Source organism: Erythrobacter aurantius, from assembly GCF_023823125.1.
GTDB classification, from domain to species: domain Bacteria; phylum Pseudomonadota; class Alphaproteobacteria; order Sphingomonadales; family Sphingomonadaceae; genus Erythrobacter; species Erythrobacter aurantius.
On sequence record NZ_CP090949.1, the window covers coordinates 3,080,673 to 3,093,764 of the forward strand.

At 56.5% G+C, this 13,092-nt stretch carries 13 protein-coding genes and 1 pseudogene; 9 read left to right on the forward strand and 5 right to left on the reverse strand.

Annotated features, from left to right (window positions below; translation table 11 throughout):
• Nucleotides 1-6 precede the first annotated feature (6 nt).
• The 8 genes from L1K66_RS14695 (at nt 7) to terL (ending at nt 8,840) form a co-directional block, all read left to right on the forward strand.
• Nucleotides 7-1,875 carry an AAA family ATPase gene (locus L1K66_RS14695; protein ID WP_252258539.1) on the forward strand — a complete coding sequence of 623 codons (1,869 nt, stop codon included), beginning with the start codon at nt 7-9 and terminating at the stop codon, nt 1,873-1,875.
• Nucleotides 1,875-2,810 (forward strand): hypothetical protein, encoded by a 936-nt coding sequence (locus L1K66_RS14700; protein ID WP_252258540.1) that lies wholly within the window; start codon nt 1,875-1,877, stop codon nt 2,808-2,810. Before L1K66_RS14695 ends, L1K66_RS14700 begins: the two co-directional genes overlap by 1 nt.
• 186 nt (nt 2,811-2,996) lie before the next feature.
• Nucleotides 2,997-3,227: a DUF3489 domain-containing protein gene (locus tag L1K66_RS14705; protein WP_252258541.1), complete on the forward strand. Its 231-nt coding sequence runs from the start codon at nt 2,997-2,999 to the stop codon at nt 3,225-3,227.
• Nucleotides 3,227-3,646 (forward strand): DUF2924 domain-containing protein, encoded by a 420-nt coding sequence (locus L1K66_RS14710; RefSeq protein ID WP_252258542.1) that lies wholly within the window; start codon nt 3,227-3,229, stop codon nt 3,644-3,646. Before L1K66_RS14705 ends, L1K66_RS14710 begins: the two co-directional genes overlap by 1 nt.
• Nucleotides 3,643-5,325 (forward strand): recombinase family protein, encoded by a 1,683-nt coding sequence (locus L1K66_RS14715; RefSeq protein ID WP_252258543.1) that lies wholly within the window; start codon nt 3,643-3,645, stop codon nt 5,323-5,325. The genes L1K66_RS14710 and L1K66_RS14715 overlap by 4 nt, the downstream gene beginning before the upstream one ends.
• Nucleotides 5,326-5,511: 186 nt before the next feature.
• Nucleotides 5,512-7,017, forward strand: a complete 1,506-nt coding sequence (locus tag L1K66_RS14720; RefSeq protein ID WP_252258544.1) for a site-specific DNA-methyltransferase — start codon at nt 5,512-5,514, stop codon at nt 7,015-7,017.
• Nucleotides 7,010-7,432 (forward strand): DUF5681 domain-containing protein, encoded by a 423-nt coding sequence (locus L1K66_RS14725; protein ID WP_252258545.1) that lies wholly within the window; start codon nt 7,010-7,012, stop codon nt 7,430-7,432. Before L1K66_RS14720 ends, L1K66_RS14725 begins: the two co-directional genes overlap by 8 nt.
• The gene (gene terL / locus L1K66_RS14730; protein ID WP_252258546.1) at nt 7,425-8,840 is read left to right on the forward strand and encodes a phage terminase large subunit; all 1,416 of its coding nucleotides are present in this window, start codon (nt 7,425-7,427) and stop codon (nt 8,838-8,840) included. Before L1K66_RS14725 ends, terL begins: the two co-directional genes overlap by 8 nt.
• 462 nt (nt 8,841-9,302) lie before the next feature.
• Here terL and L1K66_RS14735 read toward each other — a convergent pair.
• The 5 genes and pseudogenes from L1K66_RS14735 to L1K66_RS14750 form a co-directional block, all read right to left on the reverse strand.
• Nucleotides 9,303-10,019, reverse strand: a pseudogene (locus L1K66_RS14735) (IS6 family transposase).
• A 134-nt stretch (nt 10,020-10,153) separates the two neighbouring features.
• Nucleotides 10,154-10,711, reverse strand: a complete 558-nt coding sequence (locus L1K66_RS16555; RefSeq protein ID WP_407931957.1) for a flavin reductase family protein — start codon at nt 10,709-10,711, stop codon at nt 10,154-10,156.
• Between the two features lie 186 nt (nt 10,712-10,897).
• A complete protein-coding gene (locus L1K66_RS14740) occupies nt 10,898-11,305 on the reverse strand; it encodes a nuclear transport factor 2 family protein (protein ID WP_252258547.1) in 408 nt (135 codons plus the stop codon).
• 38 nt (nt 11,306-11,343) lie between these two features.
• Nucleotides 11,344-11,892 (reverse strand): carboxymuconolactone decarboxylase family protein, encoded by a 549-nt coding sequence (locus L1K66_RS14745; protein ID WP_252258548.1) that lies wholly within the window; start codon nt 11,890-11,892, stop codon nt 11,344-11,346.
• Between the two features lie 3 nt (nt 11,893-11,895).
• Nucleotides 11,896-12,489, reverse strand: coding sequence for a TetR/AcrR family transcriptional regulator (locus L1K66_RS14750; RefSeq protein ID WP_252258549.1), 594 nt, complete (start codon nt 12,487-12,489; stop codon nt 11,896-11,898).
• 112 nt (nt 12,490-12,601) lie between these two features.
• Here L1K66_RS14750 and L1K66_RS14755 point away from each other — a divergent pair, with 112 nt between their 5' ends.
• Nucleotides 12,602-13,087 carry a DUF3237 domain-containing protein gene (locus tag L1K66_RS14755; protein WP_252258550.1) on the forward strand — a complete coding sequence of 162 codons (486 nt, stop codon included), beginning with the start codon at nt 12,602-12,604 and terminating at the stop codon, nt 13,085-13,087.
• Nucleotides 13,088-13,092 lie beyond the last annotated feature (5 nt).

Here is a 13,092-nt window from a genome sequence, read left to right on the forward strand (position 1 = left end):
CAGAAAATGCGTCTCAGTCATATCGAAATCGAGAACTTCAAAGGCATAGGAGCGAAGCAAAGCATCGACCTTGCACCAATCACGCTGCTTTTTGGCCCAAACAGTGCCGGCAAGAGCACGATACTTCAGGCTCTGCATTACCTTCGTGAGATTCTTGAAAGAAACAATCCTGACCCGGATCAAACTATCGCTGGTGGTCTGACGGACCTCGGTGGCTTTGCTACGCTCGTACATAATCATGATCTGAGCCAGCCGATCCGTATTAAGGCTCGCCTCGACCTTTCCGAAGATCAGGGCAGCGATCTGCTCCCTTTGAATTCGGGTGTGCGCTGGAAGGATGATGAGTTTTCGCAGCTGGGTATTCGCTATCTAATAGGAGAGAACACCGAGCTCCGCGACTATGCCGTCGTCCAAGAGATTGGTCTTGAAATCGAGGTCAGGTGGAGTGATCTCGCTGGCGGTCCATATGTGCCATCCATCTCAGTCGAGATAGATGGCGAGCACCTAGCCGAAATCGTCTCACCAGCGCAGCCAGGACGCGCACGTTTGTGTAACATCGCGTTTGATCATCCTATTCTTAGACCAATCCTCGATCCACTTGAGGATGAACAGCTTGACCTAGATGACAAAGAGAGTCCGCTAAAAGAACAGTTTTTAGACCTCTCAAGACTGATGTCTATGGTCCCAGGCTTGCAAGGAAAGCCGCTCGAACTTGGCTCCGGCGTAAGCGGTGCACTAAGAAATCAACTAAGAGAACGACTGAGCGCAACCAACTCTCGGGATTCCAAGTTCGAACCCATTTATGACGCTGAAGAAGTCGAAAAGTCATCCTATGCTGTTGCAGTCGCGACCGAATTCGGTGCTCTGCCGAATATCGATCGTCCAATGGAGGTCGATCTCAGGGACATTGATCCAGATGACATTGCAGAAGCTGAAGCAAGTTTACCAGACTTCTTCCAAAGGCCTGGAACAGGGAAGACTCAGAGAGCTATCGATATTGAGATGAAACGCCGGCGAGGGTTGTCCGAGCTTCTCGACGAGTTGGTGCTCGGACCTGTGAGAGTTGTTCGCGATTACCTGTCAACGATGACATACATCGGCCCCCTCAGGGAAATCCCAAACCGCGCCTACAAGCCACGACTTTCACCTGATGAATCGCGTTGGGCTCAGGGACTCGCTGCCTGGGATATACTTTACACCCAACCAACCGACGATCTCTTAGACGTTGTAAATGGGTGGATGTCATCAAGCGAGCGGCTGCAAACAGGGTATCGCCTTAGCAAAATCCAATCGAAACAGATTCCAACCTCAAGCGGCTTTCATCAACTGTTCCAGCGTGGGATCGAGGAAGACGATCTGGGCGACTTGCAAGAGCTCTACATGTCGATGCCAACGTCGACAGAAATTGCTCTGGTAGACGTTAACCGGGGCACCATGGTTTCGCCTAGCGACGTAGGGGTAGGCATTTCTCAGATGGTGCCTGTAGTGGTTGCCTGCCTCATGGAGCCAAAAGGCCTCGTGGCGATCGAGCAACCTGAATTGCATATCCATCCCGCAATTCAGGTGGGCTTAGGAGACCTATTCATTGAGGCAACTCAAGGGCCTCAACCCGCTATTGGCGCGGAACGAACAGTGCTGATTGAGACCCACAGTGAACACCTTATGCTCCGGCTTCTTCGGCGTGTTCGAGAGAAGACCGACAACGAACTTTCTCCTGGATTCAAAGGTCTTACATCAAGGGACCTGTCAGTCATCTACGTCGACAACGACACCCAAGGGACCCAATTCAAGAAACTGCGAGTCAGTGAGGATGGTGACTTCCTTGATCGTTGGCCTCGTGGCTTTTTCGATGAACGGGCGGAGGAGCTTTTCTAATGCACTCCGAATACGCCGTAGAGCCCACTGCTATTGGATCTGATTGGCCAACCTTTAAATATCTCATTGAAAAGTTTAGTTTCGATAAGGGGCGCCTGATTTCTCGCTTGCCTTCGAAATGGGAAAAGAAGGTTATCGCCGCGGCCAAGGACGCAAACCTTTCAGACGTCCAGATCTCAAGCATCATCGAAAGGCTGAAAAGTACCAAGAAAGCGCGTGTCTTCGATCTGGGGCGCAAAATTGAGAATGGTGAAGATTGGATCGATAGCGTGTTGAGGGAGCATGCAAGCCGGCCATTCCGAGGGATCATTTGCAAGGAAAAGCCAACTGGTTGCGCCGAGGCACTCACGGCAGATGATTGCGACGACGACCACCCGCTCTTCAAGGTGTCGAGAAGTCGAGATGTGAACCGCGTGGCCGATGAGATTTCTGACGCGCTCTTCTTTCTCTTAGCCCCTGCAACGGAGATAGATGTAGTCGATCCATTCTTTGACCTCCGGCCGAGCAAAGGGGATTTTTTGGGTCCTATCGCTGCATTGCTTGCCAAACTGGCGGCAGCAGGGTTCTCCGACAAGACGCTTCGGATTCACTATCGAACTCATGATTCGAGGCCTCCCGATCATATGGTTGCCAAGGACGCGCCAGGCTTAACGGCCGGCCTTATTCCGCCAGGCTTCAAGCTACAGCTCTTTGAATGGGCGGAGATCGAGGGCGGGAAAGACCTTCACGATCGGTTCTTTCTTACGAATTTTGGCGGCATCCAAATTGGAATTGGTCCCGCAGCGGCAGCTGAAGGCAAAGACACCACGTTCACACTCCTTGATGATGACCATGCCCAAGATTGGCGATCACGCTTTGAGCTAAATGCGACAATCTACAATCGAATTGGGCGCATCGTGGAGATAGACTCTCAAGGCAATGTGGCGCTCATCTGATCGACTCATAACTTTCGATTTCTAGCTGAAATCACTCGACTTCCCTTCCATTCCAAGCATTGCTGTTCGTGAGGTTACGAGCGCCAATCGAGCACGTCACGACCTGACCCGGCCACCAGATCAGCGATGCCCGGGCTCTGAGTGGTGGGAGCGGCAATGCGCTGCTCCGATCATAGGAGACCACCCATGGCTACGAAGAAGAACCCGCAAGCAACACCGAAGACCAGCAAGATCGCCGACGTCATTGCACTGCTGCAACGAAGCGAAGGCGCAACGCTCGACGAGATAGTCAGGACGACAGGCTGGCAACCCCATTCAGCACGCGCTGCACTGACCGGCCTCAAGAAGAAGGGCCACTTCATCGAGAAAACGAAGCATAGCGACGTGACCTTCTACCGTATCAACGGGGCCTCGTGATGCAGCGCGCCGATCTCGATACCGAACTGGCTGCGCTGGCGACACTGTCGCTGGCGCAGCTGCGCGAGAAGTGGAAGCAGGTTACTGACAAACCGGCCCCACGTGTCAGTGCGGCAATGCTGCGCCTGGCCCTTGCCTGGGAATTGCAGGTCAGCGTCTATGGCGGGCTGTCACGCCGAACACAGCAGACATTGGATCAGCTTGCACGCGGCAACACTCAGACCCGCGCTACCCAGCCCGGCATGCGGCTCATGCGCGAGTGGAACGGCACGCTGCACGTGGTCACTGTCGATGATGACGGAACCATTCGCTGGAACGACCAGCAATGGAAGTCGCTGAGCGCAGTTGCGCGTGCCATCACTGGAACGCGCTGGTCAGGGCCCGCTTTCTTCGGATTGAAGCCGAGGAGAGCAGCATGAAGAGTATTCGCTGCGCCATCTACACCCGCAAGTCGAGCGATGAGGGGCTGGAGCAGGATTTCAATTCGCTTGATGCACAGCGCGAAGCCTGTGCTGCCTATGTGCTGAGCCAGGCCAGCGAGGGCTGGAAACTTGTGCCTGACCACTATGATGATGGCGGATTGTCGGGAGGAACGTTGGAGCGCCCTTCCCTCCAGCGGCTGCTGGGTGATGTGAAGCAGGGCCTTGTCGATATCATCGTCGTCTACAAGGTCGATCGCCTGACTCGTTCGCTGCTCGATTTCTCGAAACTGGTCGAAACCTTCGATGAAGCCAAGGTCAGCTTTGTCTCGGTGACCCAGTCATTCAATACGACCACCAGTATGGGCAGACTGACGCTCAACATGCTCTTGTCCTTCGCCCAGTTTGAACGCGAAGTCACCGCCGAACGTATTCGCGATAAGATTGCTGCATCGAAAGCAAAGGGCATGTGGATGGGCGGGGTCCCGCCGCTGGGATACAAGCCCGATGGTCGCAGCCTTGCCATTTTCGAAGAGCATGCGGCGATCGTGCGCGACATCTTCCACCGCTATCGCAATGTAGGCAAAGTCAGGCAGGTTGCAGAAGAGCTGGCACGCGAGGGCATCCATGCACCTTTGCGCCTGACAGCAAATGGCAAGAGTTATGGCGGACGTCCCTTCTCCCGCGGCAACCTCTATCACCTCCTCAAGAACCCGATCTATTCCGGAGACATTGCCCATAAGGACAAGACTTATTCAGGGATGCATGAAGCCATCATTCCCAAGGAAGAATGGGAAGCGGTCCAGCAGCAACTGACCGAGAATACGCAAGGGACACGAAAGGCGAGACAACAAAACCGCAGCCTACTCGCCGGCATCCTGTTTGACGAGCATGGAAGGCCTCTGCAGGCCGTGCACACCTGCAAGGGTAACAAGCGCTATCGCTATTATGTCAGCCGTACGGACGATCTGACAGGTGTCGACGACACAAGACCCGTCCTGCGCATGCCCGCCAAGGAGATCGAACAGGTTGTTCGCGGTGAGTTGAGAAAGCTTCTGATAGATCCGCTCACTCTTGCTGGACAAGCCGGATTGCACATTACGCCTGCAGTGCTGGGACAGATCCAGGCCATTGCAGATGAGAGCTACGCTATGCTGATCCGTGGAGGCTCAACGCTCCTGCGCGATCTTATCTCCAAAGCAGTGGTTTACCCCAACAGGCTCACATTTGAGCTCTCCTGCCAGGGGATCGCGGAGTTGTTCGAGCTTTCGCAGTCCGATCATGGGCCAGGGACAATCACACATGAAACTGCGGTTAGACTCACAAGGTCAGGCTTGGCCATGCGGCTTGTACATGACGGTGGAGTCCCGGCAGCCCCGCGCGAGCCAGACCCGGCACTGCTTCGCCTTCTGCTCCAGGCACGAGCCTGGTGGGCCGAGCTGGCAAAGGGCGAGACGGACATCGCCAAGCTCTCGCGCAAGGAGGGCATGACCGCCTCCTGGATGACGCGCGTGGTCAGGCTGGTGTTCCTCGCTCCCGAAGTCGTCGAGGCCGTTCTCGCGGGGCGGGTAGGAGCCGGATTAGACGCAAAAAGCCTCCTAGCTTCTGGCGGAGTTGACGCCAACTGGTCGAAGCAAAGAGCGCATTTCCTGCCTCTGTCCAAAAACGGACTTGCATAGTGCTCCCTGTTATGGCCCATTAGCAAGCCAACGACCTGGCACGGCAAGTGCGGGTGAGCCCAAAGTTCATTCCGCACTTGGATGTAGGCCCCTAGTTCATGGGGCCAGGTCCTGAACTCCGATTGGAGACAGGACCGACTGCACGCCCAGCGCCTCCTCCATCGGAACCAACCGAAGGAGGACATAATGAAACTCAAAGACCATCCCAAGAAGACGCCTCATGGCAGTCATCAGCCTGCCAACAAGAGCAAACTGCTTGCCAACAAACTGAAGGCGCAGCTGCAGAAGAAGTCGCGCGCCCGCCGCGATCGCCATGCAGCCGCATCCAGCGTCGCAAGTGCGGCAACGTTCCACGGCCGCAACGATTTGCAGCCCGATCTGCAGCTCGTAGAAAAACCGATCGAGGCCCTGCGACCGTCACCCGACCGGGCACGCATCACCACACCCCAGCAGCTCGAAGGGGTTATCAAGTCGATCAAGCGGCTGGGCCTGGTGCTTCCCGTGCTCATCGATGGATCAGATACGATTGTCTCCGGCCATGTGATCTGGGAAGCAGCAAGTAAGCTTGGCTTCGAGACCATCAGCTGCATTGTCATCGAGCATCTCGACGAAACGGAGCTCAAGGCACTTTCGCTCGCTCTCAACCGCATGGCAGAAACGGGAGGCTGGGATCTCGAACTGCTCCGCGAGCAGATGATCGCCATCGAGTCTGCCGGAATCGAACTCACCACAACCGGCTTTACCCTGCCCGAGATCGATCAGATCCTCATTGTCAGTGAACCCTTCGAAGAAGAGGAAGAACCTGAAGAAGGCGAAACAGCCGAGGGGGACATCAACACCGTCTCTCGCGAGGCTGATCTCTTTCAGTTGGGTGACCACCGTTTACTGTGCGGCGATGCTCTGATTGCAGCATCCTACGAGCTACTCCTTGAAGGGTTTCTCGCACACTGCGTCTTCAGTGATCCGCCCTATAACTGCCCGATCGATGGTTTCGTCAGCGGCCTGGGCCAGCACAAACACGAAAATTTCGCCATGGCAGTCGGCGAGATGGACCAGGAAGCGTTCCGCGACTTCCTCAAGACGTACCTCGCACACTGCAAGTCCTATACCTCCGAAGGCGCTATCACCTTCGCCTGCATGGACTGGCGGCAGATAGAGCAGCTCCTTCTCGCCGCAGACGATGCCGGCCTCAAGCGGACCAACGTTGCCGTCTGGAATAAGGGCTCTGGCGGCATGGGAGGCATCTACCGCTCGGCACATGAGTTCATCGCTGTGCTGTGCAATGGCAAGACGCCTGCAACGAATAATGTCGAACTCGGCCGCCACGGGCGCGATCGCACCAATGTGTGGTCCTATCCAGGCGCCAACCGCCGCGGTTCCTCCTCCTGCAAGGCCTTGGCTGACCACCCTACTCCCAAGCCGATCGAGCTGGTCGAGGATGCCCTGCTGGACGTGAGCAACAGGGGTGAGATCGTGCTCGATCCCTTCCTCGGTTCGGGCACGACCATGATCGCCGCCGAGCGTGTCGGGCGCATCTGCTGCGGCATCGAACTCGATCCCAAATATGTCGATCGCGCCATCCGTCGCTGGGAAGCTTTCACGGGGGAGCACGCCATCCACGTCGCAACCGGAATGACGTTCGAGGAACTCGGCCATGCCCGCGCCTCGGCACAGGAGGACAGCCATGACTGATAAACCCAAGAAGAAGCCCTCGAAGTGGGGCTATGGCAAGACCGATCCCGACACTCACTGGAAGAAGGGGTGTAAGTCTCCCAACCCGAAGGGTCGACCTAAGGGATCGAAGAACCAGAAGACCCTATGGAAGGAGGCGGTGGAGAAGAAGATCACCGTCACTTTCGACGGCGAGACCCAGAAGATGACCAAGCAGCAGCTATACTACCATCAGCTAGCGCAGAAGGCTGCAGCCGGAGATCTGAAGGCAACCGCAATGCTGCTTAGCCTCGACGAGAAATTCGATCCGGGCGAGACCATCCCGCCTACAAAGGAGGAGTCAGCAGCTGACTTCGACACGCTCGAAGAATGGCTCAAGCTGAAGGAGACGTTCAAGGTTTTCAAGAAACCGGATGAGGAGAAAGACGATGGCTGATCCATTTGAACTCCGCGCGGCCGTGGACGAGTTATGCCGCAGGGACTTTTTTGCCTTCGCCATCCGCGCCTTCCCGGTTCTAGAGCCTGGCAAGCTTTTGATGGCACCGCATATCGCGATCATCTGCTTCCTGCTGATGAAGGTTTTCAAAGGCGATGTCAGGCGTGCGCTGGTCTGCATCCCGCCGCGCTATCTCAAGACCTATCTGATCTCGATCGCCTATCCCGCATGGCTGCTGGGGAAAGACCCGAAGACCCGCATCATCTGCGCTTCCTACGGTACCGATCTCGCCGAGAAGTTCAGTGCTGACTGCCTAAAACTGATGAAGTCCCCTTTTTACAAGCGCATCTTTCCCTACACCCATCTCGACCCAAAGCAGCAGAACAAGACCGAGGTCGGAACCACCGTTGGCGGCTACCGCTTTGCCACCTCTACGGGCGCAACGCTCACAGGGCGTGGTGCCGATATCATCATCATCGACGACCCGCTCAAGGCAAGCGAAGGCCACTCACCAACAGCACGCGCCAAATGCACCGAGTGGTTCCAGTCGACTATCCACACGCGTTTCAATGATCCCAAGAAGGGCAAGCTGATAGTGGTGGCCCAACGTCTGCATCAGGACGATCTTCCCGGTCACATCATGCAGACTGGCGGTTGGGAGGAACTCATCCTGCCGGCCATCCAGCCGGTGACCAAGGTCTTCGATATTGTCGAGGGTGGTCTGAAAGTCCGCTTCAAGGCCGGCCGTGTCCTTCAGCCCGAGCGCCATGATCTCAAGGACCTTGCCGAGCTCAAGAAGGAAATGGGGGAGTTCGATTTCGAAGCCCAGTTCAACCAGAGCCCACTGCCTCCAGGCGGGGCTATCTTCCGCGAGGAATGGATCAAGCGCGAGGAAAAGCCGCCCAAGCCTTCACAAATCCAAGCGATCATCCAGAGCTGGGATACCGCCTATGAGTCCGATGAGGACAGCGCCTGGAGCGTCTGCACTACCTGGGCCAAATGTCCCGATGGCTTTCACCTACTCGACGTCTGGCGTGGCAGGCCCTCCTTTCCTGACCTGCGCAAACAGGTTTACGCTCTCAAGAAGGCCTGGAAGGCGAATTTGGTAGTCGTCGAGAAGAAGGCGAGCGGGATCAGCCTGATCCAGGAAATCGAGTTGCTCGATGGACAGAAATGGCTCATCAACATCTCCCCGCAAAAGGGCAAGGTCGAGCGCGCCGAGCAGCAGGCCGTCAAGTTTGAGCAAGGCAAGGTCTGGCTTCCGACAGAAGCACCTTGGCTCGCCGCCTACGAGGCCGAGCTCTTCAGCTTCCCTCACTGCAACTTCAATGATCAGGTGGACTCCACCGTTCAGCTGCTCGCTGCTTCGGATTACACCGGATTCAAGCACAGACTGAAGTACCTGTAAGTCTCAGCTCCGTTCTTGCTAGGGCGCGATCTCACCAGAAGATCGCGCCCTTTGCTGTGCGTGTAAGCGCAGTCATTGTCGCGCGTGCAATCCGCGCGGTCTTCCGTGTTTTCGAGGTCCAGCGCTCCGGCCAACCTACTGTTTCTATAGGGCTCTCTGTCTGCTCAGAGTGCATTTTCCGTGTTTTTCGCGCGAAATTCCGTGTTTTTTGGCCGATAACACGGAAAAATCCCGATCCCGTACCTACGAAAATAGCCACAGAGAAAACCGGGCAATGTGCGGCGAATTCTCTCCCCACGCTGTTCTCTGTGGTACGGTTTGAACGCCTGAAGGCCGCAGAACTGCGCGGTTCTGCCGAGCCAATTCTCGGTTATCAGGAAAGCCCCAGACTAGGTGGCGGTGCTGTCAGTCTACTCCGAACCCGTCTCCACTTGGCAGAGTTCGCCCTACCCTCATGATCGACTAGGCCATGAGGTTTTGCCACTCAGCCAAAGCAGCTGAGCGGCGGGTCTTGTAGGTCTGGCGGTCGATCAGGTGGTGTTCGAGGTTGAAGTGGTTGTGGACGCTGGCATGGACCGAGGCGAACTTCTGCAAGCTTTTCATCTGTCGGAACTTGAGCATTGCCCGCTCTCGACGTCGGAACGGCAGTCGGCTGTTTTCCACCCGGTTGTTGGCCCAGCGCCCCACCTCCTGCTTGTCGCTATTTCCGAGCTCGCTCATTGCCGCCTTTTAGGAACGCAGACAGTCGGTAGTGACTGTCTCCGGTGAACCGTGGCGCCTCAGCGCCTTCTTCATGAGCCTGAGCGCTGCCTTCTTGTCGCGGGCCTTGGTGACGTAGCTCTCGAGCACCTCGTCTTCCTGGTCGACCGCTCGCCACAGATAGTGCATCTCGCCATTGATCTTCACGTAGACCTCATCAAGGTGCCACTTCCGCTGCCGAAATCCCTTCATCCGGCTCACGCGCTGGCATCTCACATCTACAGCGAAAATCGGACCGAAGCGGTTCCACCAATGCCTTACCGTCTTATGGCAAATGTCGATCCCGCGCTCGGCCAGCAAATCCTCGACGTTCCGCTAGCTCAGCGGAAAGCGGACGTACATCATCACCACAATGCGGAGCACCTCGGGAGATGAGTTGAAATACCGAAACGGACTTTCGGGCGTTCTGGGTCTGGGCATCTGTGCGCCCTGACCCGCAAGCCTCATCCGTCAAAGAGGTGCGTTTGCTCTGACAGAGCCCGACAAGTCCGTCAGGCGGCCGTCTATCCGACAAAACCCAACTCAATCTCAGGCAGTGAACCTAGCAGTCGCGGTCAGAGATAGCCGCCATTCTGATAAATCAAGGGAGCAATATCACCACCCAAACGGACGTCGGATACTTCTCCGACTACGATGGAGTGCGTTCCGTATGGGAAGGTCCGAGAGACGACACAGACGATATTGGCCTGCGCATCTGCCAATACAGGTAGCTTGCTTGATGGATCGACTGACCAGCAATCACCTACAAACCGCTCGTTTCGACGTGCTGGACTTCCGAATGCATCGCAGATGTCTCTTTGATCTCGCGACAACAAGTTGATGCAGAAAGATCGACCCTCGTTCATGCACGAATGGAACGTGGCTGATCGATTTACGCAGACAAGAAGCGAAGGAGGTTCAATCGTGAGCGAAGTGATCGATGAAGCTGCCATGCCAAGCGGACCGACCGGCCCATTGGCGGTGAGCACACCCACAGCAGACGCCAGTCTGCGCATAGCGGCTCGAAAGTCTTCATTCAGCTCCGGGCTGGGGCTACGGGCGTGATCCAATCTTCCCTCTCTGTCAGCTGCATCGCACGGCCACGCCCCTTTGAGAAACACAAGCGCTCCCATGGGGCGGCTGGATCGGGCTGCGACTATTGAAAAGAAGGGTAAGGCCGAGGCGATTTAAACGCGACTCGCGACGCGCTCGTTTCGGCTCAGAGTGAGCCACACAAGGGGCTAATCCAGGCCTCGGCCTTGCCGCACGCTCGCAAGATCGAGCGAACCCAGAACCGATGGATTTCCGGTAAAGATCGACTATTTTACATCACGTCGCACAATCCGCCAGCCGTGCTCCCGATGCGCCCACTCATCTAAATAATCGCCGCAAGTGTCGAATATCGCTCCACCCAAATCGTTGCGGCACTGGTGTCGGGCCTGCACATAGGCTTGGCTCGTCGCGTGATCACCGCTCACCTCGATGGCATAGCTTCCAATCAAGTGCTGCGTGGGGCCGCAGCTGCCGAGAAATTGCTGCAACATATTGCGCATGCTTTTGATCCCCGCCTGCTCCCCTCCGATCCCATAGTTGAAGGTCACATCAGCTGCGAAGACCTGGTCAATTGCGTCATACTGCTTGCCGTCGAGGACGCGGGCGAAGCGAGCAAGCCGGTTGGCAACCTCGCGCTCGCCGATGAGCTGCTGCAAGTCAGGTTCGTTCACCATGATGTCCCCTCGCCTTCAAGCGGAATTTTTTTAGCGTGTTATTGAGAAATTTCACCGATCGTTTGGATCGTGCAGACCCTGTCGAGGCCAAGCACATGCGCGACCCGACCGGTTGCAACAAATGAGGCGACAGCGTGCGTTAGTTCGACGATCTCGTCATCCGAGAATGACCCGTGCGCACGCGCCCAAAAATCGTCGTCGACCGAGAGCGCCTGTGGCTCCTCGCAAAACCGCTCGGCCAGTTCGATCGCGACCCGCTCGCGCGCGTTGAAGCCTTCGTAGGTCTTCCAGGCGGAGACGTTTTGGTAAAAGTCCTCATCAGGGGCATCGCCATTGTCGACCACACTCCCGACCTTCGATCCGTCGTAGGACGCCATGTCACGCTTGGCACGGAAGGCACGGCAGACGAGACAGCCATTTATCTCAGCCGTGCGCGCACGAGCGGCTTCGAATACGCGCAGGGGCAGCGTGGTGCGGCGATAGACCGTCTGCGAGAATTGTGAGACCGATCCGACGATCTCCCCAGCATAGTGCAAACCGAGGTTTGAGTAGGGATCAGCGACGTCCTCCGGCATGGCGATACGCATTTTTCAATTCTCCCTGCTTGTTATGGCTTGAACGGCTTGGGTGGGCACGGCAGCCAGTGCCGCTTGCAATGCGGCGAGCAGTCCGGGCGTGGTGCGTCCAAATCGCGCGCCTAGGCTCATCCCCTGGCTGGTCGCGATCAGCAATTGCGCGATTTGATCAGAGTCGAGGTCCGTTCGGACGCTGCCATCGCCTTGCCCTCGCCCGATAGCGTCGGCGAGGGCACGATGGATCCTGTCGTAATAGTGGTCGATGATTGCGTTGACCGCGTCATCTGACCGCCCCATTTCGATAACGGTGTTGGCGATGAAACAACCGTTGCTGACGTTCGCTCTTTCGCCGTCGACTGCCAAGCGTGTTGATGCTTCGCCGAAATATCTCATGATGGCATCCAGCCCGGTCCCCGAAGCGAGACCCTCCAAGAACTCTGCAGCGATTGTGTCGGCATAGCTTTCAAGTGCAATGTGAAAGATCCCGCGCTTCCCGCCGAATGCACCATAGAGGCTGTGGCGATTGAGGCGGGTTCGACGCGTGAGTGCATCGACATCGACACCGCAAAATCCTCTCGCCCAAAAGCTGCTGAGCGCTTCGGAAATCACCGCGTCACGATCGTAGGCAGGCTGTCTCGCCACAAATCCTCCAAATGCAGAATATTTATTCTGTTATCGGTGATGATGTGTCGGGCTGCAAGTGCGTCTATGCGAATGCGAGTTGAACCAGAACCTCGTGCAATTTCACGTTGGCGATGAGATTGAGAGGAATGCCATGTCATTGAAACTCTGCCCGTTTGGCACCTTGCGGGTCTTCCCGGAGGGCTCGTTCAGCCATCCTGGCCCGATCACAACGCGCGCCGCTGCCCCACTCCTTTCGGTTGAGTGGAAGACCGAGGTTCTCGGCGAAGTCAGCTTGCGAGTGGGTATGGGTAGCTATTTGCAGGGCGCTTACGCTGCACATGTTACCGTGCGCATGGCGCTCGAGACTGAAGATGGCGTGCCGTTTTTCTTCGAATACAAGTCTGTCGGAGACATGGAGAGCCATGTTCGCGGCGAAACGCCGGTCTTCCTCGCAGGCCTGATTGAGATTGACCCGTCAATCGAGCGCTACGCTTGGCTGAACCGGGTACAATTCGTGGGTCGAGGCATGCTCTCCATGGACCCAATCTGTCAGACCTACGACATGGACTATACCGCGCCGTGATCTGG